Consider the following 19,076-nt stretch of genomic DNA (forward strand, 5'->3'; position numbering starts at 1 on the left):
GGCCCTCAGTGCACTTGCTGGCTGGGGGGCTGCATGCTCAGCAGGCTGAACACCGGCTCGCCGACGCTGCCGCTGCCCACTTCTTCCTCGGTGGCGGCGCGCACGGCCACGACCTTCAGATGCATGCGCAGCGCGATACCGGCCAGCGGGTGGTTGCCGTCCAGCACCACATGCTCGGGATAGACCTCGGTCACCGTGTACAGGGTACTTGCGGGCATGTCAGGCGTGACGGCGCCCTCGGGCAGGCCGTCGAGCTGCATGCCTGCCGACAACTCCTCGGGGAACAGGCTACGCGCCTCGAAGCAGACCAGGCTCGAGTCGTAGTCACCAAAGGCGTGCTCGGGCTCCAGATGCAGGCTGGCCTCGAAGCCGGCCTCCTTGCCGGCTATGGCTTCCTCGACCTTTGCCAGCAGGTCATTGCCGCCGTAGAAGAACTCCATCGGCTCGGCCAGCTCGTCGATCAGCTGACCTTGGGCATCATCTAGTCGCCAGCTCAGGGAGACGACACAGGGGTTGGAAATTTGCATGGGCGGCATGATCGCACAGTAGGAGGCTGGCGGGCTTGGGGATGGGTTCGCGCCGAAGCGAGTTGTCCGGCCAGACTAGGCGCCGGAGCCGCCGTGGGATGGCCCCCACAAGGCTTCGGCAACAACGAATGGCCGGGCAACCCGCTTCGGCCCTTCGGGTTGGGTCGCTTTGGGGGCACATGCGTCGTTGCAAATGCGCGCCGGGTGTACAACCCGGCTGTGCTTTGCGCCTAGCTTGCTCCCCCAAGGCGACCCAACGCGAATCCATCCCCAAGCCCGCCAGCCTCCTTGGTTTCACCATTTGGTATGCCCGGTTGCCAGACGTCAAGCCCGGGGATGACCGCTGCAAGCACAATGCGGGGCATGGATATCAACGCACCCACCGCACTGCTGGCCGGCCTCTCGCCCGCCGCCTTCATGCAAAAGCACTGGCAGAAGAAGCCGCTGCTGGTCCGCCAGGCCCTGCCCGGCATTTCGCCACCGGCCACCCGCGCCGAGCTGGCCCGCCTGGCCGCCAGCGAGGACGTCGAGTCCCGCCTGGTCAGCGCCTTCGGCGGCCAATGGGCCATGCGCCAGGGGCCCATTCCGAAGCTGCCGCCGTTTTCCAAGGCCGGCTGGACCCTGCTGGTGCAGGGCCTGGAGCAGCATGTGCCGGCGGCCTACGAGTTGCTGAGCCGCTTCCGCTTCGTGCCCGAGGCGCGGCTGGACGATTTGATGATCTCCTATGCCACCGACGGCGGTGGCGTAGGCCCGCATTTCGATTCCTACGATGTGTTTCTGATCCAGGTCCAGGGCCAGCGGCGCTGGCGCATCGGCCGCCAGCCCGGCGCCGTGCTGCGCGACGATGTGCCGCTGAAGATCATTGCCAACTTCGAGCCCGAGCAGGAGTTCGTGCTCGAGCCGGGCGACATGCTCTATCTCCCGCCCGGCTGGGCCCATGACGGCGTGGCCATCGGCGAATGCATGACCTGCTCGGTCGGCTTTCGTACGCCTTGGCGTGCCGAGCTGGCGCGCGAACTGCTGCAGCGCCTGATGGACGATGAGGACGAACCGCGCAGCAACCGCATCTACACCGACCCCAAGGAGCCGGCTACGCTGACCCCCGGCCTGGTGCCCGAGGCCCTGCTGGCCTTCGCCCGCGATGCGGCGCAGCGAGCGCTGGACGAGCCGCTGGCGCTGGAGCGGGCCCTGGGCGAGGCGCTGACCGAGCCCAAGCCCCGCGTCTGGTTCGACCCCGGCCAGCCCCTGGCCGAAGGTCAGGGCGCGTGCCTGGACCGTCGCACACGGATGATGTACGACAAGGCCCATGTCTTCATCAACGGCGAGTCTTACCGCGCCGCAGGCAAGGACGCGCAGCTGATGCGCCGTCTGGCCGATGCGCGGTGCCTGTCGGCGGCCGACTTGGCGCGCCTGTCGGAAGGCGCGCTTGATCTGTTGCAGCAATGGGCCGAGGATGGTTGGGTACGCATTGCCGTCTAGAGACAAAACCCTAGAAACTGCCCTTTGCCCATGACGGTAACCACAGGAGCCGCTATGCCAGAACCCAGCCACCGCATCTTCACCACCCGCAGTGACTTCATCGAGGCCCTGCGTCAGGGCCTTGAGCTGGCCGCCGAGAAGGGCTGCCGCGAGATGTGGTGGTGCGACAGCGACTACGCTGATTGGCCACTCAGCGAGCCCGCCGTGCTGGATGCGCTGACGCGCTGGTGTCTGCCGCACCGTCGGCTGGTGATGGTGGCCCAGACCTATGACGAGGTGCGTCATTCGCACAGCCGTTTCGTGCAATGGCGCACCCGTTTCAGCCATGTGCTGGACGCCCGCCAGTACGGTGAGGACGGGGACGAAACCCAGGAGGTCTTGCCCACGCTGATGCTGGCGCCCACGGTGGTGACGGTGCGCTTGTTCGACAAGCAGGTGTGGCGCGGCAGCGTGTCCTACGAAAGGGCCGACGAGATCCGGGCCAGGGATCTGGTTGACGCAATTGCGCAACGATCGACCCCATCATTTGCCAGCACGACCTTGGGCCTCTGACGCTCAGGGTTTGCCTCAGGCTACAATCCGAGGCTAGGCAATAGAAACGCTCGAGCTTTCTATCGTCTTGAAAAGCATGTTGGGGCTCTGCGGTTCGGAGGGACCCCTCAATTACCGGTAATTGTTTGAATCTAATAGATTGAGGACGAGTATGAAAAAGTCGATTCTGATGGCATCCCTGATCGCTGTTGTTGCCCTGGCCGCCTGCGGCAAGAAGGAAGAAGTCGCCGCTCCTGCGCCGGCTCCGGCTCCGATGGCTGCTGCCGCTTCCGAAATGGCTGGTGCCGCTTCCGAAATGGCCGGTGCTGCCTCCGCTGTTGCCGGTGCTGCTTCCGAAATGGCTGCCGCTGCCAGCAAGTAATCGGATTCGCGATCACTGCAAAAGCCGCCCTCGGGCGGCTTTTGTCGTTTCAGGGGCTGACCCCTATTCGATCTGCAGCCAGTCCAGGCCCAGCTTGGGGTCGGCCACCGCCAAGCCTGCGGCAGGCAGGCCCAGCACCTTGCCCATCAGCTCGCGCACCAGCGCTGGGCGGTTGTTGCGCTCGCTCAGGTGAGCCGCCACCACGTGCTGCAGATTTGCATGCTTGCACGCCGCCAGCAGTTCGGCGGCGCTGTCATTCGATAAATGGCCATGGCTGCCGGCGATGCGCTTCTTCAGCCCGGCCGGATAGCTGGAGTGCCTGAGCATCTCCAGATCGTGGTTGAACTCCAGCAGCAGCGCGTCCAGGCCCTGCAGCAGGCCTTGCATCTGCGTGGTGATGGAGCCGGCGTCGGTGAGTATCCCGAGCTTTGATCGGCCATCGCTGCAGATCAGCTGCAGCGGCTCCTGCGCGTCATGGGGCACCGCATAGGGCTGCAGCTCCAGATCTCCGAGTGCAATCGCCTGGCTGTCCTGGGCGAAGAAGAGCTTGCCCTTTGGCAGTTCGGGTTCATCGACCGCCCGCCAGGTGCCGCGGCTTATGAAGACCGGCACGCCATGTTTGCGCGCCAGCGTGAAGGCGCAGCCCACATGGTCGCCATGCTCGTGGGTGATGAACACGCCGTCCAGCTCGGCCGCGGTGGTGCCCGCCCACTGCAGGCGCCGCTCCAGCTCGCGCAGCGAGAAGCCGCAATCCACCAGTACCCGCGTCGTGGTGATGCCTTGCGAGGCCTCCACCAGGGTGCTGTTGCCGGTGCTGCCGCTGCCGAGATTGCGCAGGCGCATGGGATTTGGGTGCTTGGAAGTGAAAAGCCCGTCGAGCTGAATCAGCTGACGGGCTTGGCCTGAGGGGCAGTCGCCTGGCCTAGCGGAGGTCGTCCATCATCAAGCTGATGATGCGCTTGGCAATGTCATCTGACTGCACGGCGCCCTTGTCGTCCAGCACCTGCACGGTGCTGACCTCACCCACCGACTTGACCGAGACACGGTAGCGGCCGGCGGTGGTATCCACCTTGGCGCCGAACAGCTTGGCGAAGAAGTTGGGCTCTTCCTTGCCGGCCTTGGTCGGGTCGGCATAGCGCAGGAAGTACAGGCCCTGCACGCGGTCGCGGTCTTCGATGGTGAAGCCGTTGCGGTCCAGGCTCTGGCCGACACGGCGCCAGGCGCGATCGAAGCCGTCCTTGACCTGCAGCGAGTTGGGCACATCGGCCAGCGAGCGGTTCTCGCTGAGGCCGGCGGTGGACGGGCTCGCGGCCACCGGCTTGGCCGAGCTGGCCACGGCCGTGGTGGCTTCTTCCTTGCCACCGAGCTTGAGCATCAGGCGCGACAGCATCTCGGCCTCGAGCTGCGGCTCCGACGGGCGCGCGGCCCAGCGGAAGTCATCCTTGGCGCGGGTTGTGGCCACTTCCTGCAGGCCCTTGTGGGCGATGTAGATCTCGGTGCCCTTGGCCGTGCGTTCGACACGGGTGCGGTACATATCGCGCTCGCCGGACGAGTAGAGATTGTCCAGGATGGGGCCGAGGAAGCGACGCAGGCCGTCAGACGGGATGCGGGCGCGGTTCTCGGCCCAGTCGGTTTCCATCACGCCTACCTGGGGCTGGTCGAGCTTGACCGTCATGCCGCGTTCCTGCCAGAAGGTGCGCAGCACGGGCCACAGCTGTTCGGGCGTCAGGCTGGTCAGAAGCCAGCGCTGGTCACCGGAGCGCTCCAGGCTGACGTCGCCGGTCTTGGCGATGGCCACATTGGCCACCAGTGCGGTGTTGCTGGCAGGCCCGGCCGCTGCGGTTTGCTGCATCGCCGAGGCGCTGACCACACCGCCCTGCACCTGGGCGCGGCCATCCTTGGCCAGCTGGGTCAGGTCGGGGGGCACGTCCAGGCCCGCGGTCTGGCGCGAGGCACTGCGGTAGTCCACCTTGCTGCTGGAGATCACGCCGTCGAAAGAGCTACATCCCGCCACGGAGGCAAGAAACAGGGCACAGGCCACGCGCACGGTGGCGGCCTGGGTGGATTGGGGCAGGGAAGCAGTCACGCTAGACATCTCCGAAGATCTGGGCTCGCTGGGAGCACCGGTTGGGCGTGTGAACAAGGAACGGGTGAGACGCGATGGGTGATGCACGGATTACAGCAGGCCGGCCTCAACCATGGCCTGCTTGACGCTGGCCTGACCGGTCGCCGTCAGCTGCGTGATGGGCAGGCGCACGGTTTCGCCGCAGCGCCCCAGTTGGGCCAGGGCCCACTTGGCCGGGGCCGGGCTGGGCTCGATGAAAAGCTGCTTGTGCAGCGACAGCAACTGGAAGTGGATGCGGGTGGCTTCCTGGATGTCGCCCGCCAGGGCCGCGCGGCACAGATTGCGCATCGCCCGCGGCGCCACATTGGCGGTGACGCTGACATTGCCATGGCCGCCCAGCAGCATCAGCGCGATGGCCGTGCCGTCGTCGCCGGAGTAGATCGAGAAGCCCTTGGGTGCGTGCTTGATCAGCCAGGCCGCGCGCTCGATGCTGCCGCTGGCCTCCTTGACGCCGATCACGCCGGGCAGGGTGGCGCAGCGCAGGGTGGTGTCCACCTGCATATCGGCCACCGTGCGGCCGGGCACGTTGTACAGCACCATCGGGATGTCAACCGCTTCGGCTATCGCCTTGAAGTGCTGGTAGATGCCTTCCTGCGAGGGCTTGTTGTAGTAGGGCACGACGCTCAGGGTGCAGTCGGCGCCTATCTTTTTGGCGTATTCCGAGTGCTCGATGGCCTCGCGCGTCGAATTGGCGCCGGTGCCGGCCATGATGGGGATGCGACCCGCGGCATGCTCGACGGCGACGCGGATGATTTCCCAGTGCTCTTCCACCGACACGGTGGGCGATTCGCCGGTGGTGCCGACAACGCCAACGCAATCCGTGCCTTCGGCAATATGCCAATCAATCAAGCGACGCAGGCCGGGGTAATCGACGCTGCCGTCTTCAAGCATCGGCGTGACCAGGGCCACGATGCTGCCAACAATGGGTGTCATGACAATTCCTCGCAATCCTCTGATTCTACCCAGGAGCCGGGGAGGAGCCTGTCGGGCTTGGGGTCGGGCCCGCGTTGAGCCTTCAAGGGGGTGCAGTCTAGGCGCAAAGCACAGCCGGGTTGTACACCCGGCGCGCATTTGCAACGACGGATGCGCCCCCTTGAAGGCTCAACCCGAAGGGCCGGGACGATTTGCGGCGCCATACGTCGTTACCGGCTCGTTGTGGGGGGCCATCCCGCGCCTCGCCGACGCCTAGTCTGGCACCGCAACTCATCCCGGCGCGGGCCCGACCCCAAGCGCGACAGGCTCCTTGCCCCGTCAAGCCAGAAGGTAGCGGGCGAAGTCGGGTGCGGTACCGGATTGCGCGCCCTGGTCCTGCATCGCGGCAATGCGCTGCACAAAGCGCTCCGGGGAGGGCAGGAAGCCGTCTTCATAGGCCAGCACGCGCAGGCCGGTGGCGGCCGTCAGCAGCTCGCGCGGGCGCAGCAGAAAGTCCGGATTGCTGGGTTTGCCGAAGCTCTGGTTGCCCTGGGCGAAGGTTTCGTAGATCAGCGTGCCGCCCGGGGCCACCGCCGCCACGATCTTGGGCAGCAGCTCCCGCCACAGGTAGTTGGTCACCAGCACGCAGTCGAACTGCCGGCCCTCGAAGGGCCAGGGGCCGGCCTCGATATCGGCTAGCACCAACTCGGTGATGCCCGGTACGCCCTCCAGCCCCTTCAGCGCGGCGGCGTCGCGATCGACACCGGTGACGCTGTGCCCCAGCTCGGCCAGAAAGCGGGCATGGCGGCCGGTGCCGCAGGCCACATCCAGCACCGTGCTGCCGGGCTTCAGATTGGCGGCCCAGCGGCGCACCCAGGGGGAGGCGGCCAGGCTGTTGTGTGTGGCCTCGGACGTACTCATGTCGGTCTTGCTTCCTTCTTGACGGCCTTCAGGGCCAGTTTGTCCACCAGCTGGGGCGCCAGCAGCTTCAGCCAGCGGCCTATTTTGCCCTTGGCGCTCATCACGATGTCGCGCTCGCCGGCCAGCGTGCCGTCCAGTATCAGCCTGGCACAGACGTCCACCGGCATCGCGCCGCGCTCGTCCAGCCCGCTCTTGCCGGCCGACTGGCCCTGGGCATTGAAGCCGCGGTAGCGGATCTGTGTGTCGACCACGCCCGGGTAGGCGATCGTCACGCTGACGCCCTTGGGGCCCAGCTCGACGCGCAGCGCCTCGAAGAAGCCGGTCATCGCGAACTTGGTTGCACTGTAGGCGGTCCGCCCCGGCACGCCGACCAGGCCGGCCAGGCTGGACACGGCGACGATGCGGCCCCGGGTCTTGATGATGTGCGGCAGCGCGGCATGGGTACACCAGACGGCGCCCCAGTGGTTGATGCGCATCAGTTCCTCGTACCAGCGCAGGTCGCTGACTTCGCTCAGCTGGGCATGGGCCGACATGCCGGCGTTGTTGACGAGCACGTCCAGCCGGCCGAATTGATCGACCGTCTGCGCGATCAGCGCGCGGCAGTCGCCCTCCTGGGCCACATCGCAGCGCACCGCCAGCGTTTGCGCGCCTGCATTGCGGCATTGCTGCGCCACGGCGTCGAGCTTGTCCTGGCTGCGTGCGGCCAGCACCAGAGCCAGCTTGCTGCCGAACTTTGCCGCCCACTGGCGCGCCAGCTCGGCGCCAATGCCGTCCGAGGCGCCGGTGATGATCACCACGCTGTCCACCATTGCTTGTCTCCTCTATTTAGAAGCAGGCCCAGGCGCGCGTAGCCAGATCGACAATCATGTCCGGCCGCATATACGACCAGCTCACCAGGGCCAGCGCGAGTATGACGGCTGTCCAGGTGAGAGCGCGGCGGGCGGCGGGTTTCATGCTCATTTTCAGAGTCAGGCTCAGGCGGGGGCCAGTGCGGCGCGCTTGATGCCGGTCTCGCGTATCGGCAGGTTCAGCAACGCGGCGGCCACTCCGAGCGCCACCACCATCCACCAGACGAGGTCGTAGCTGCCCGTCGTGTCATAGAGCTTGCCGCCCAGCCAGACGCCCAGAAAGCTGCCGATCTGGTGGCTGAAGAACACGAAGCCGCTGAGCATGGACAGATACTGCACGCCGAACACCTGGGCCACTACCGCATTGGTCAGGGGCACGGTGGAGAGCCACAGCACGCCCATCACGGCCGAGAAGATGTAGACGCTGATTGGCGTCAAGGGTGCCCACAGAAAGGCCACCACCGCAACCGAGCGCAGGATGTAGATCAGCGACAGCAGATAGCGCTTGGGGAAATGCTGGCCCAGCACGCCGGCGCCATAGGTGCCGAACACATTGAACAGGCCGATCAGCATCAGCGCGTAGGTGGCGACCTCGGGCGAGAGCCCCTTGTCCCGCAGGTAGCTGGGCATGTGCACGCCGATGAACACGACCTGGAAGCCGCAGACGAAGTAGCCGGCCATCAGCAGCTGGAAGCTGGGGTACTTGAAGGCCTCGCGCACCGCCTGCATGACGCTTTGCTGCGGGCCCTTGGCCGCTGCCTGGCGCGGCTCCTTCAGGCCAAAGGCCAGCGGGATGATGAGCAGGGCGGCGCAGGCGAGGATGAACAGGGCGTTCTGCCAGCCGCTGTAGCCGATCAGAAAGCTCTCGACCGGGACCATCGCGAACTGGCCAAACGACCCGGCGGCGGCCGCCACACCCATCGCCCAGCCGCGCTTCTCGGCCGGCACATTGCGGCCCAGCACGCCGTAGATCACCGCGTAGGTGGTGCCCGACTGGGCCATGCCTATCAGCAGCCCCGCGCTGCCGGTGAAGGCCAGGCCCGAGGTGGACAGGCCCATCAGCACCAGGCCGATCGCGTACAGCACGCTGCCGACGATCAGCACGCGGAAGGCGCCGAAGCGGTCGGCCAGCATGCCGGCCAGCGGGCCGGCGGCCCCCCAGGCCAGGTTCTGAATGGCGATGGCGAAGGCGAAGGTTTCCCGCGTCCAGCCGCGGTCCATCGTGATCGGCTGCAGCCACAGGCCGAAGCCGTGGCGAATGCCCATGGACAGGGTGACGATCATGGCGCCGCAGAGCAGCACCTGGGTCATCGTCAGGGTCGGGGCGGGGGTTTGGTGGGTGGAACTCATCCGGGCACTGTAGCCAATTGGGGCTCCCCTTGCTGGGAATACGCCCTTCCGGGACGAGCGGCTTATACCGCAGATCGCACAGCGCTCGCCCGTCGGCCCCGCCCTAGAATCGCCCGACATGGCAACCACCAAATCTACTTCTTCCTACGGCGAAGCTTCGATCCGCGTGCTCAAGGGCCTGGAGCCCGTCAAGCAGCGTCCGGGCATGTACACCCGCACCGACAACCCCCTGCACATCATCCAGGAGGTGATAGACAACGCCGCCGACGAGGCGCTGGCCGGCTTCGGCAAGCGCATCGCGGTGATACAGCACACCGATGGCTCGGTCACGGTGGACGACGACGGCCGCGGCATTCCCTATGGCCTGCACCCCGAGGAGCAGGTGCCCGTGGTCGAGATCGTCTTCACCCGGCTGCACGCCGGCGGCAAGTTCGACAAGGGCTCGGGCGGCGCCTACAGCTTCTCCGGCGGCCTGCACGGCGTGGGCGTCAGCGTGACCAATGCGCTGTCCAAGCGGCTGAATGTGACGGTCTGGCGCGAGGGCCAGTGCGCGGCCCTGGCCTTCAGCGGCGGCGACGTGATCGAGCCGGTGACCGTGCGCAAGGCTAGCGGCGGCGAGCGCAAGCACGGCACCTCGGTGCGTGCCTGGCCCGACGCCAAATACTTCGAGAGCGCCGAGCTGCCGAAGAACGAACTGGTTCATCTGCTGCGCAGCAAGGCCGTGCTGATGCCCGGCGTGACGGTGACCTTGACGATAGAGAAGACCGGCGAGGTCCAGACTTGGGCTTACAAGGGAGGGCTGCGCGACTATCTGATGCAGACGCTGAACGCCGAGCCGCTGATCCCCTTGTTCGAGGGCGAGCAGTACGCCGACGGCAGCGAGTCGGAGAACTTCGCCGAGGGCGAGGGCGTTGCCTGGTGCGTGGCCTTCACCGACGAGGGCTCGCCGATGCGCGAGAGCTATGTCAACCTGATACCGACCGTGGCCGGTGGCACGCACGAGTCCGGACTGAAGGATGGCCTGTTCGGCGCCGTCAAGGGCTTCATCGACATGCACAGCCTCTTGCCCAAGGGCGTCAAGCTGATGCCCGACGATGTGTTCTCGCGCGCCAGCTTCGTGCTCTCGGCCAAGGTGCTGGACCCGCAGTTCCAGGGCCAGATCAAGGAGCGGCTGAACTCGCGCGATGCCTTGCGCCTGGTCTCCATCTACGTGAAGCCGGCGCTGGAGCTGTGGCTGAACCAGCATGTGGACTACGGCAAGAAGCTGGCCGAGCTGGTCATCAAGCAGGCGCAAACGCGGCTGCGCGCCAGCCAGAAGGTCGAGAAGCGCAAGGGCTCCGGTGTGGCCGTGCTGCCCGGCAAGCTGACCGATTGCGAGAGCCGCGATCTGCTGCACAACGAGCTGTTCCTGGTCGAGGGCGACTCGGCCGGCGGCAGCGCCAAGATGGGCCGCAACAAGGAGACGCAGGCGGTGTTGCCGCTGCGTGGCAAGGTCTTGAACTCCTGGGAGGTCGAGCGCGACCGGTTGTTCGCCAACAACGAGATCCACGACATGGCGGTAGCCATCGGCGTTGACCCTCACGGCCCGAACGACAGCCCCGACATGAGCGGCCTGCGCTACGGCAAGGTCTGCATCTTGAGCGACGCCGATGTGGATGGCTCGCACATCCAGGTGCTGCTGCTCACACTTTTCTTCCGTCATTTCCCGAAGCTGATCGAGGCCGGCAATATCTATGTCGCCAAGCCGCCGCTGTTCCGCGTCGATGCGCCTGCACGCGGCAAGAAGCCAGCGGCCAAGATCTATGCGCTGGACGAGGGCGAGCTGGCAGCCACCCTGGACAAGCTGCGCAAGGAAGGGGCGCGCGACAACAGCTGGAGCATCAGCCGCTTCAAGGGCCTCGGTGAAATGAACCCCGAGCAGCTGTGGGAGACCACGCTGAACCCCGACACCCGACGCCTGCTGCAAGTAGCGTATGGTCAGCTCAACTTTGGCGACACCGAGATCTCGATGAACAAACTGATGGGCAAGGGCGAGGCCCAGGCGCGGCGCGACCTGATGGAGCTGCGTGGCGACGAGGTCGAGGTGGACGTATGAAGAGCATCTACAACCACCACCACGTGGTGCACGCGGCCACGCATGAGTTCTTCCGCGGCAAGCTGGTGCCGGCCTTCGAGACGCCGGCCCGCGCTGACTATGTGCTGAAGGCCTTGCAGGCCTCCAACCTGGGCGAGATCCTGCCGCCGACCGACCACGGCCTGGCGCCCATCGCCCGGGTGCACGGCGAGGCTTACTTGCGTTTTCTGCAGGGTGCCTATGCCGAGTGGCGGGCGCTGGGCGGCGAGGGCGATGCCTTCCCTGCGGTCTGGCCCGTCAAGGGGCTGCGCAACGATGTCGAGCCCAAGAGCTTTGCCGCCCGCATGGGTCTGTATTCGATGGACAGCGGCACGCCGCTGACCGCCGGCAGCTGGGACGCCGCTTACTGGGGCGCGCAGGCCTGCCTGGACGGTCTGGATATTGTCCTGCGCGGCGAGCGCAGCGCCTACGTCTTGACCCGCCCGCCGGGCCACCATGCCGGCGCCGATTTCTTTGGCGGCTACTGCTTTGTCAACAACGCCGCCGTGGCCGCGCAGGCGGCGCTGGACTCTGGGCTCAAGCGCGTCGCCATCCTTGACGTGGACTTCCACCACGGTAATGGCACGCAGGCGATCTTTTATGACCGCGCCGATGTGTTCTACGCCAGCATCCATGGCGACCCGATGACCGAGTACCCCTTCTTCCTCGGCCACGCCGACGAGACCGGGGCGGGCGAGGGTGTCGGCTTCAATGCCAACTACCCGCTGCCGGCCGGCGCGCCGAACGCGGACTGGTTTGCCTGCCTGGACGCTGCGCTGGCGCGGCTGCGCGACTACGCGCCCGAGCTCTTGATCGTGTCCCTCGGCGTGGACACCTACGAGGATGACCCGATCTCGCACTTCCATCTGCAGCCGCCCGACTTCGAGCGCATGGGTCAGGTCCTGGCCGCCTTTGGTGCTCCGACCCTCTTCCTGCAGGAGGGCGGCTATGCCACCGAGGCGATAGGCCACAACGTTGTGGCTGTGCTACGCGGCTTCCAGGAAGCCTGAAATGCAAGCGATCGACTTGCCCGAGGGTGGCGGTGCTTTGCTGTTCGCTGCCATGGGGTGGCAGAGGGGGCGGGGGGCCGGCCACTGCGGGCTGAAGCTTGGGCCGGTCCCTTCGGACCGACCTCCAGCTTCTTTATGCCCGCCGTGGCCGGCCCCCCACCCCCTCTGCGGATGCGCTGGTGGCCGCCGATCCCGCGTGGTGCGCGTGCTTTGCGGATTGGCGAGCCTGCACACCTGTTGCAGCAGGGGCGAGGGCGTGCCGGTCGCAGCGGGCATAAAGAAGCCGGAGTTTGGCCTGTTCAGGGCCGGACAAGGCTTCAGCCCGCAGTGGCCGGCGCGCCCTCGTCCCTGCCGCCACACGGTTTCATGCGTCGCGCCCAGCGCGGCGGAGTGACTGAGATGACGCTGGTCATCCGCGCACGCCTGCGTCCCACGATGCTGTCCGATCTGGACTTCGTCGTCTCGGTCGAGCAGGACGGCCAGAACCGGCCCTTCATCACGCCCTGGGAGCGCACCCAGCACGAGGGTGCCATCCGCTTCCCCGACTCCCGCCATTTCATCGTCGAGGCGGGGCCGGAATACGAGCGAGCCGGCTTCGTCATCCTGCAGGGCTGCCGCAATCCGAACGGCTCGGTCGAACTCAAGCGCATCGTGCTGCAGACCAAGGGCCAGGGCCTGGGCCGGGTCTGCGTGGGCCTGTTGAAGAAGATGGCCTTCAAGGACCTGCATGCCCACCGCTTCTGGCTCGATGTGAAGGGCCTGAACACCCGTGCGCTGGCGCTGTATGCCAGCGAGGGCTTTGTCGAGGAGGGGCGGCTGCGCGAGAGCGTGCGCGTCAATATGGACGGTGCAGACGGGTATGACAGCCTGATCGTGATGTCCATGCTGGACCGCGAGTTTCAGGCGCGCGTGGCCTTGGGCGAGGAGCCGGCGTGAGTCTGGTCCGGCTCGGTCTGTTGCTGTCACTGCTGCTGGGCAGTGCCCTGGCGCGCGCCGAGCTGTGGGGCTATGTGGACGGCGCAGGTGTCGCCCATCTGGCAGGCCATGCGGTGGACTCGAACTACGCCCTGATTCTTGGCGAGCCGCGCCCCGGCAGCGGCCGCGTGCCGGGCAAGACCGATGGTGCCTCGAGCATGCTGACCTGGCTGGAGATTGCGCCCGCAGCCAAGGCCGTGCAGCCCTGGCTGCGCGAGGCCTCACGCCAGCATGGCGTCGATATCGAACTGCTGACCGCAATCATCGCCGTCGAGTCGGGCTTCGATGCCAAGGTGGTGTCGCCGCGCGGCGCGATGGGCCTGATGCAGATCACCGCCGAGACCGCCGACCGCTATGCCACCAAGGCCGAGGCGCTGCGCCCGGCCGAGCAGCGTCTGATGGACCCGCGCACCAATATCCACACCGGCGCCCGCATGCTGGCCGACCTGAACCGGCGCTTCGGCCGCATCGATGCCGCACTGGCGGCCTGGAATGCCGGCGAAGGCACGGTACGCAAACATGGCGGCAAGGTGCCGCCGATACCCGAAACGCAAGCCCATGTGCATCTGGTGCTGGAGCTGTACTGGGCCCTGCTGCAACGCAGCCTGCCCCGCCAAGCCCAGCAATTGAAGATGCATGCCAGCCTGTCCACGAACCTAGCGGCCGACCACGGCCGATGATCACGCAGTAAATCCCATGGACCAGACCACGATTGATTTTGCGGGCACGCCGCCGAACGGCCCAGATGGCCCCGATGCCCTGACCCTCGCGCACTACGCCGAGCAGGCCTATCTCGAATACGCCTTGAGCGTCGTCAAGGGCCGGGCCCTGCCCGATGTCTGCGACGGCCAGAAACCGGTGCAGCGCCGCATCCTGTACGCAATGGAGCGCATGGGCCTGCTGTCCACGCCGACCGGCGGCGGCGCCAAGCCGGTGAAGAGCGCCCGTGTGGTGGGTGACGTGCTGGGCCGCTTCCACCCGCACAGCGACCAGGCCGCCTATGACGCGCTGGTGCGCATGGCGCAGAACTTCAGCCTGCGCTATCCGCTGATCGACGGCCAGGGCAATTTCGGCAGCCGCGACGGTGACGGTGCGGCGGCGATGCGCTACACAGAATCGCGCCTGGCGCCGATCGCAAGGCTGCTGCTCGACGAGATCGACGAGGGCACGGTCGATTTCATCCCCAACTACGACGGCTCGACGCAGGAGCCCAAGCAGTTGCCCGCGCGCCTGCCCTTCGTGCTGCTCAATGGCGCCAGCGGCATTGCCGTGGGCCTGGCCACCGAGGTGCCCAGCCACAATCTGCGCGAGGTGGCCGCCGCGGCAGTGGCCCTGCTGAAGAACGACAAGCTCGGCGACGACGAGCTGTATGCACTGCTGCCAGCGCCGGACTATCCCGGCGGCGGCCAGATCATCAGCCCGACCGAGGACATACGCACCGCATACGCCAGCGGACGCGGCAGCCTCAAGGTGCGCGCGCGCTGGAAGATCGAGGACCTGGCCCGCGGCCAGTGGCAGCTGGTCGTGACCGAGCTGCCGCCGGGTGCCAGTGCGCAGAAGGTCTTGGAAGAGATCGAGGAGCTGACCAATCCCAAGGTCAAGACCGGCAAGAAGGCGCTGACCCAGGAGCAGGTGCAGCTCAAGGCCACCGTGCTGTCGGTGCTGGACGTGGTGCGCGACGAGTCGAGCAAGGACGCCGCCGTGCGCCTGGTGTTCGAGCCCAAGAGCCGCACCGTCGAGCAGCAGGAGCTGATCACCACGCTGCTGGCCCACACCAGCCTGGAGGGCTCGGCGCCCATCAATCTGACCATGGTCGGCGCCGATGGCCGGCCGACGCAGAAGAGCCTGCGCCAGGTCTTGAGCGAGTGGCTGGGCTTCCGCCAGGCGACCGTTCTGCGCCGCACCGAGCACCGGCTGGCCAAGGTGCTGGAGCGCATCCATGTGCTGGAAGGCCGGCAGCTGGTGCTGCTCAATATCGACGAGGTGATACGCATCATCCGCCAAGCCGACGAGCCCAAGCCGGCGCTGATAGACCGCTTCAAGCTCAGCGACCGCCAGGCCGAGGACATTCTTGAGATCCGCTTGCGCCAGCTGGCGCGGCTGGAAGCGATCAAGATCGAGCAGGAGCTGAGCTCGCTGCGCGTCGAGCAGGGTAAGCTGGACGAGATCCTGAACAGCCCGTCCATCCTGAAGCGCACCCTGGTCAAGGAGATCGAGGGCGATGCCAAGCTCTACGGTGACGAGCGCCGCACGCTGATCCAGGAAGAAAAGCGCGCCACCGCCGAGGTGAAGATCGTCGACGAGCCGGTCACCGTGGTCATCAGCCTGAAGGGCTGGACGCGGGCGCTGAAGGGCCATGAGATCGATGCCGCGGGGCTGGCCTTCAAGTCCGGCGACGGCCTCTATGGCGTGTTCCCCTGCCGCAGTGTCGATACCTTGGCCGTGTTCGGCAGCAATGGCCGCGTCTATTCGGTGCCGGTGTCGCTGCTGCCAGGCGGACGTGGCGACGGGGTGCCGATCACGACCCTGATCGAGCTGGAGTCCGGCACCCAGGCCGCGCATTACTTCGCCGGAGCTGCGTCACAGAAGCTGGTGCTGGCCGGCACCGGTGGCTTCGGCCTGCTCGCCCAGGTCGGCGATCTGGTCAGCCGTCAGAAGGGCGGCAAGACCTTCCTGACTCTGGAAGCCGGCGAGAAGCCGTTGCCTCCAAGCCCACTGCCGGCGGGTGAGTTGCTGGGCCCGCAGCTGGCCTGCCTGAGCCTGAGCAGCCGCCTGCTGGTGTTCCCGCTCGACGAGCTGAAGCATCAACCGAAGGGCGGGCGAGGCCTGACCCTGATGGATCTGGAGCCCAAGGACGCCCTGGTCAGCGTCGCCGCCTTCGGCCAGGCGCTGCAGGTGCTTGGCACCGGCCGCGGCGGCAAGCCCAAGGATGAGATCCTGAAGAACACGGCGCTGGCCGCCCATGTGGGCAAGCGGGCGCGCAAGGGCAAGGCGCTGGAGGGGATCAAGGGCTTGAGGGTGGTGGCGGCTTGACCGCGGCCGATCGGCATTGACTCCTTGCAACGGGCCTTCGGGCCCGTTTGCTATTGAAGTCGCGGACATCGCCCCCCCGAAATGCGGGGTACCTGCGGTTCCGTTGTGCACTGCATCACGAACCCGCCATGGACCCCCTTTGCTCGCGGGGTGCCGGCAAGACCTGGCACTCCCTACAGTCCGCTCCACACCAACAGGCCGCTGTGGCCGGACATCCAGGGAAGCAAAAAAATGACGACTTTTACCAAGACACTGATCGCCGCCGCTGCACTCGCTCTGACGGGCATGGCCGGCGCCGCCAGCACCCAGATCAAGTACGTGAAGGAAGACCCGGCCGGCCTCAGCGTCAATGTGACCGGCAGCGACGACATCAATATCGGCCGCATGCTGTTCGCCACTCAGGGCGGCCCCAGCTTCTATGCCTATTGCGTCGAGCTGGCCCAATCGACCAGCAGCACCTACCAGCGTTACTCGATTGGCAGCTTCGCGGGTGCCCAGGCCAAGAACTTGCAGAGCCTGTTTTCGGCCACCAGCCTCTACACCGGTGAACAGAAGATCGACACCGCCGCCGAGTACGCGGCCTTCCAGGTGGCGGTCTGGGAGATCACCCACGAGACCGGCGCTAGCCTGGACGTGGCCGGCTTCGACCCACGCCAGGTCACCGTGACGACCGGTCATGGCCGCAACAAGCAGACCACGACCAGCACCGTCTGGGACAGCAACACCGATCGCGGCAGCTTCTATGTGCAAGAGTACCTTGGCAGCGGCTACTCGAACTCGAACGGCAAGACCGCCGCATTCGCGGGCCTGGCCAACAGCTATCTGAACGACGCCGGTAGCTACAGCGGCCGCGATCTGTTCGCCGTCACCAAGCTCAGCAATGGCAGCTACCAGGACTACGTCACCGTGACGGCGCTGCCGGTGCCCGAGCCGACCACCTATGCGCTGATGATGGCCGGTCTGCTGGCGGTGGGTTTCGTGTCGAACCGCCGCCGTCAGGCGAAGGCCTGAACTGGCTGGTGCGGGGAGCGGGACTCGAACCCGCACGCCTTGCGGCTCGGGATTTTAAGTCCCGTATGGCTACCGATTTCATCATCCCCGCACTGGGCGCGAATCATAGCCTGGGCATATCGCCTTGGCGCTAGGCGCCCATCCAGCGCCCCAGCATCTCATGCAGGGCCAGCAGCGTCAGCGTGTAGCCGCCGCGGCTGGGCAGCCAGTCACCGGGGCGGAGCCCACGCTGCACATGCAGGCCCATCGGGGCGGCCTGGATGGCGACCGCGCTGCCGGCGCGCTGCTTTGCGCGTTCGAAGGCGGCGATGGCGCGGGGCATGTGATAGCCGTGGGTGACGACGACGATGCGCTCTATACCTTGAGGGGCAAGCAACTCCAGCGTGCGGATCGCGTTTTCGTTGGTGTCGCGCGAGCGGTCCTCGGTCCAGCGCAGCGGGTGCCGGTAGACATCCTCGGCCAGGCGGGCGGCAATCTGGGCCTCGCTGTGGCCCGGCTCGGCGCCGTGGGCCAGGCCGCCGCTGTAGCCCAGGGGCAGGCCGCTCTTGCGCGAGAGCCAGATGCCGTAGCGAAGCCGCTCATGGGTCATCGGTCTGAGGTCTGTCTCTCCGTACTCGGGGGCGAGCAGGATGCGGCCCGCGCCGAGCACGATGATCGCGGTCTTCGGCTGCTGGCGCAGCCAGCTGAGCTGCTCGGGGCCGACTGCCGGGTGTTGCGCTTCCAGTCGTTCGGTGAGGGCGCCACCGACAGCGCCTGTACCCATCAGCCAGACGCCCAGGCAACCGACGATCACGCCGGCCCAGCCGGCGAAGGGGCGGCGTCGCAGCAGTGCTGCACCGATCAGCGTCAGCAGCACGAAGGGCACCGGTGGCATCACCAAGGCCCCGAGCAGGGGCTTCCAGGACAGCAGGCCCAGGGCAATCAGGAGATCGTTCATGGCTTTGCCTGGCCAACAGTCACATCGTGCCAGCCCAGACAGGCTGCAGCAAAACGTGCCAGCAAGTCGACCGATCCGGTTGTGCTCAGTCGCAGTGTCCCGGCCGGCGCCTCGGGCGCCGACGCCGGCCACAGCCGAGCGGCCTGCCGTGCGATGGCCCCCTCGGTGTCTACGATCAACACCTCGCTGCCCAGGGCCTGCTGAAAGAGCGGCCTGATGAAGGGGTAGTGGGTGCAACCCAGCACCACCGTATCGACCTCGGCCTGGCGCAGCGGTTCGCAATAGCGTTCGACGAGTTCGCGCAGTGCCGGGCTGTCGAGCTCTCCCCGCTCGATCAGCTCGACCAGGCCGGGACAGGCTTGAGCGATGACCTGATGGCCAGCCGCGTAGCTGTTGACCAGATGCTTGAAGCGTTCGCTGCGCACCGTGGCCGTTGTCGCCAGCACGCCGATGCGGCCATTGCGTGTGGCGGCTGCGGCCGGTTTCACGCCGGGCTCGACGCCGACGATGGGCAGCTCGGGCCAGCGTGCCCGCAGCGCCGCCACCGCCTGCGTGGTGGCGGTATTGCAGGCCACCACGAGCAAACGGGCGCCCTGTTGCATCAGGTACCCGCCAATTGCCAGGCTGCGCTCGGTCAGGAACTCGGTGCTGCGATCGCCATACGGCGCATGGGCCGAGTCGGCCAGATACAGCAGGGGCACGCCGGGCAGCTGTTCGCGCAGGGCACGAAGCACCGACAAACCACCCAGTCCTGAATCGAACACACCAATCGACGGGGGGATTTCGGCTCTTGATTCGTCTGTCATTTGGGGCAGCAGTCTAAGTGTCTCGCGCTACGCTCGAACTTGTGCGTAAAATAGCACGATCGTTCTATTTTGCTGCACTTGCGTAATGTCTGGGGTGCGGCAGGCTGCGGCCACTA

General features: G+C 66.6%; 19 protein-coding genes and 1 tRNA gene. 9 read left to right on the forward strand and 11 right to left on the reverse strand.

Features of this window, described 5'->3' with window-relative positions:
• Positions 1 to 5 precede the first annotated feature (5 nt).
• Positions 6 to 527, reverse strand: coding sequence for an FKBP-type peptidyl-prolyl cis-trans isomerase (locus DES47_RS01010; RefSeq protein ID WP_133698808.1), 522 nt, complete (start codon positions 525 to 527; stop codon positions 6 to 8).
• 363 nt (positions 528 to 890) lie between these two features.
• Here DES47_RS01010 and DES47_RS01015 point away from each other — a divergent pair, with 363 nt between their 5' ends.
• The 3 genes from DES47_RS01015 (at position 891) to DES47_RS01025 (ending at position 2,919) form a co-directional block, all read left to right on the forward strand.
• Positions 891 to 2,006 (forward strand): JmjC domain-containing protein, encoded by a 1,116-nt coding sequence (locus DES47_RS01015; protein WP_133698809.1) that lies wholly within the window; start codon positions 891 to 893, stop codon positions 2,004 to 2,006.
• 54 nt (positions 2,007 to 2,060) lie between these two features.
• A complete protein-coding gene (locus DES47_RS01020) occupies positions 2,061 to 2,558 on the forward strand; it encodes a hypothetical protein (RefSeq protein ID WP_133698810.1) in 498 nt (165 codons plus the stop codon).
• Between the two features lie 151 nt (positions 2,559 to 2,709).
• The gene (locus DES47_RS01025) at positions 2,710 to 2,919 is read left to right on the forward strand and encodes a hypothetical protein (RefSeq protein ID WP_133698811.1); all 210 of its coding nucleotides are present in this window, start codon (positions 2,710 to 2,712) and stop codon (positions 2,917 to 2,919) included.
• 63 nt (positions 2,920 to 2,982) lie between these two features.
• On the opposite strand, the gene DES47_RS01030 is transcribed toward DES47_RS01025, so the two are convergent.
• From DES47_RS01030 to DES47_RS01055, 7 genes are all read right to left on the reverse strand, one after another.
• Complete coding sequence (locus DES47_RS01030) at positions 2,983 to 3,762, reverse strand: MBL fold metallo-hydrolase (protein WP_133698812.1); 780 nt, start codon at positions 3,760 to 3,762, stop codon at positions 2,983 to 2,985.
• A gap of 79 nt (positions 3,763 to 3,841) precedes the next feature.
• Entirely contained in the window at positions 3,842 to 5,005 is a 1,164-nt protein-coding gene (gene bamC, locus DES47_RS01035) for an outer membrane protein assembly factor BamC (RefSeq protein WP_243748106.1), read from the reverse strand.
• A gap of 90 nt (positions 5,006 to 5,095) precedes the next feature.
• Positions 5,096 to 5,977 (reverse strand): 4-hydroxy-tetrahydrodipicolinate synthase, encoded by an 882-nt coding sequence (gene dapA, locus DES47_RS01040; RefSeq protein ID WP_133698814.1) that lies wholly within the window; start codon positions 5,975 to 5,977, stop codon positions 5,096 to 5,098.
• A 318-nt stretch (positions 5,978 to 6,295) separates the two neighbouring features.
• Entirely contained in the window at positions 6,296 to 6,877 is a 582-nt protein-coding gene (locus DES47_RS01045; RefSeq protein ID WP_208114876.1) for a class I SAM-dependent methyltransferase, read from the reverse strand.
• Positions 6,874 to 7,686 (reverse strand): SDR family oxidoreductase, encoded by an 813-nt coding sequence (locus DES47_RS01050; protein ID WP_133698815.1) that lies wholly within the window; start codon positions 7,684 to 7,686, stop codon positions 6,874 to 6,876. The genes DES47_RS01045 and DES47_RS01050 overlap by 4 nt, the downstream gene beginning before the upstream one ends.
• Before the next feature lie 16 nt (positions 7,687 to 7,702).
• Positions 7,703 to 7,831 carry a hypothetical protein gene (locus DES47_RS29500; RefSeq protein ID WP_279537263.1) on the reverse strand — a complete coding sequence of 43 codons (129 nt, stop codon included), beginning with the start codon at positions 7,829 to 7,831 and terminating at the stop codon, positions 7,703 to 7,705.
• Between the two features lie 20 nt (positions 7,832 to 7,851).
• Entirely contained in the window at positions 7,852 to 9,075 is a 1,224-nt protein-coding gene (locus DES47_RS01055) for an MFS transporter (RefSeq protein WP_243748107.1), read from the reverse strand.
• 118 nt (positions 9,076 to 9,193) lie between these two features.
• Between DES47_RS01055 and DES47_RS01060 the strand changes: the two genes are divergently transcribed.
• From DES47_RS01060 to DES47_RS01085, 6 genes are all read left to right on the forward strand, one after another.
• A complete protein-coding gene (locus DES47_RS01060; protein WP_133698816.1) occupies positions 9,194 to 11,170 on the forward strand; it encodes a DNA topoisomerase IV subunit B in 1,977 nt (658 codons plus the stop codon).
• On the forward strand, positions 11,167 to 12,198 hold the full coding sequence (locus DES47_RS01065; protein WP_133698817.1) for a histone deacetylase family protein: 1,032 nt from the start codon (positions 11,167 to 11,169) through the stop codon (positions 12,196 to 12,198). Before DES47_RS01060 ends, DES47_RS01065 begins: the two co-directional genes overlap by 4 nt.
• 399 nt (positions 12,199 to 12,597) lie before the next feature.
• Positions 12,598 to 13,134: a GNAT family N-acetyltransferase gene (locus DES47_RS01070; RefSeq protein WP_133698818.1), complete on the forward strand. Its 537-nt coding sequence runs from the start codon at positions 12,598 to 12,600 to the stop codon at positions 13,132 to 13,134.
• Positions 13,131 to 13,853, forward strand: coding sequence for a lytic transglycosylase domain-containing protein (locus tag DES47_RS01075; RefSeq protein WP_243748108.1), 723 nt, complete (start codon positions 13,131 to 13,133; stop codon positions 13,851 to 13,853). Before DES47_RS01070 ends, DES47_RS01075 begins: the two co-directional genes overlap by 4 nt.
• 16 nt (positions 13,854 to 13,869) lie before the next feature.
• A complete protein-coding gene (gene parC, locus DES47_RS01080; protein WP_133698819.1) occupies positions 13,870 to 16,206 on the forward strand; it encodes a DNA topoisomerase IV subunit A in 2,337 nt (778 codons plus the stop codon).
• A 231-nt stretch (positions 16,207 to 16,437) separates the two neighbouring features.
• Positions 16,438 to 17,217, forward strand: a complete 780-nt coding sequence (locus DES47_RS01085) for a PEP-CTERM sorting domain-containing protein (protein WP_133698820.1) — start codon at positions 16,438 to 16,440, stop codon at positions 17,215 to 17,217.
• 6 nt (positions 17,218 to 17,223) lie between these two features.
• Here DES47_RS01085 and DES47_RS01090 read toward each other — a convergent pair.
• The 3 genes from DES47_RS01090 to murI all read right to left on the reverse strand — a co-directional run bounded on the left by DES47_RS01090 (position 17,224) and on the right by murI (position 18,960).
• Positions 17,224 to 17,308: transfer RNA gene (locus DES47_RS01090), tRNA-Leu, on the reverse strand.
• Between the two features lie 39 nt (positions 17,309 to 17,347).
• On the reverse strand, positions 17,348 to 18,154 hold the full coding sequence (locus tag DES47_RS01095) for a YdcF family protein (protein WP_133698821.1): 807 nt from the start codon (positions 18,152 to 18,154) through the stop codon (positions 17,348 to 17,350).
• Positions 18,151 to 18,960, reverse strand: a complete 810-nt coding sequence (murI, locus tag DES47_RS01100) for a glutamate racemase (protein WP_133698822.1) — start codon at positions 18,958 to 18,960, stop codon at positions 18,151 to 18,153. Before murI ends, DES47_RS01095 begins: the two co-directional genes overlap by 4 nt.
• Positions 18,961 to 19,076: the final 116 nt, after the last annotated feature.

It is taken from the genome of Roseateles toxinivorans (genome assembly GCF_004362525.1).
Lineage (GTDB): Bacteria > Pseudomonadota > Gammaproteobacteria > Burkholderiales > Burkholderiaceae_C > Paucibacter > Paucibacter toxinivorans.

Excerpts from the sequence above, each read along its gene's own strand:
- DES47_RS29500 (WP_279537263.1), bottom strand. The coding sequence starts at position 7,831 with ATGAAACCCGCCGCCCGCCGCGCTCTCACCTGGACAGCCGTCATACTC.
- parC (WP_133698819.1), top strand. The coding sequence starts at position 13,870 with ATGGACCAGACCACGATTGATTTTGCGGGCACGCCGCCGAACGGCCCA.
- DES47_RS01060 (WP_133698816.1), top strand. The coding sequence starts at position 9,194 with ATGGCAACCACCAAATCTACTTCTTCCTACGGCGAAGCTTCGATCCGC.
- DES47_RS01055 (WP_243748107.1), bottom strand. The coding sequence starts at position 9,075 with ATGAGTTCCACCCACCAAACCCCCGCCCCGACCCTGACGATGACCCAG.
- DES47_RS01070 (WP_133698818.1), top strand. The coding sequence starts at position 12,598 with ATGACGCTGGTCATCCGCGCACGCCTGCGTCCCACGATGCTGTCCGAT.
- DES47_RS01085 (WP_133698820.1), top strand. The coding sequence starts at position 16,438 with ATGACGACTTTTACCAAGACACTGATCGCCGCCGCTGCACTCGCTCTG.
- DES47_RS01095 (WP_133698821.1), bottom strand. The coding sequence starts at position 18,154 with ATGAACGATCTCCTGATTGCCCTGGGCCTGCTGTCCTGGAAGCCCCTG.
- murI (WP_133698822.1), bottom strand. The coding sequence starts at position 18,960 with ATGACAGACGAATCAAGAGCCGAAATCCCCCCGTCGATTGGTGTGTTC.
- DES47_RS01050 (WP_133698815.1), bottom strand. The coding sequence starts at position 7,686 with ATGGTGGACAGCGTGGTGATCATCACCGGCGCCTCGGACGGCATTGGC.
- DES47_RS01025 (WP_133698811.1), top strand. The coding sequence starts at position 2,710 with ATGAAAAAGTCGATTCTGATGGCATCCCTGATCGCTGTTGTTGCCCTG.
- DES47_RS01015 (WP_133698809.1), top strand. The coding sequence starts at position 891 with ATGGATATCAACGCACCCACCGCACTGCTGGCCGGCCTCTCGCCCGCC.
- dapA (WP_133698814.1), bottom strand. The coding sequence starts at position 5,977 with ATGACACCCATTGTTGGCAGCATCGTGGCCCTGGTCACGCCGATGCTT.
- DES47_RS01020 (WP_133698810.1), top strand. The coding sequence starts at position 2,061 with ATGCCAGAACCCAGCCACCGCATCTTCACCACCCGCAGTGACTTCATC.
- DES47_RS01065 (WP_133698817.1), top strand. The coding sequence starts at position 11,167 with ATGAAGAGCATCTACAACCACCACCACGTGGTGCACGCGGCCACGCAT.
- DES47_RS01045 (WP_208114876.1), bottom strand. The coding sequence starts at position 6,877 with ATGAGTACGTCCGAGGCCACACACAACAGCCTGGCCGCCTCCCCCTGG.
- DES47_RS01010 (WP_133698808.1), bottom strand. The coding sequence starts at position 527 with ATGCAAATTTCCAACCCCTGTGTCGTCTCCCTGAGCTGGCGACTAGAT.
- DES47_RS01030 (WP_133698812.1), bottom strand. The coding sequence starts at position 3,762 with ATGCGCCTGCGCAATCTCGGCAGCGGCAGCACCGGCAACAGCACCCTG.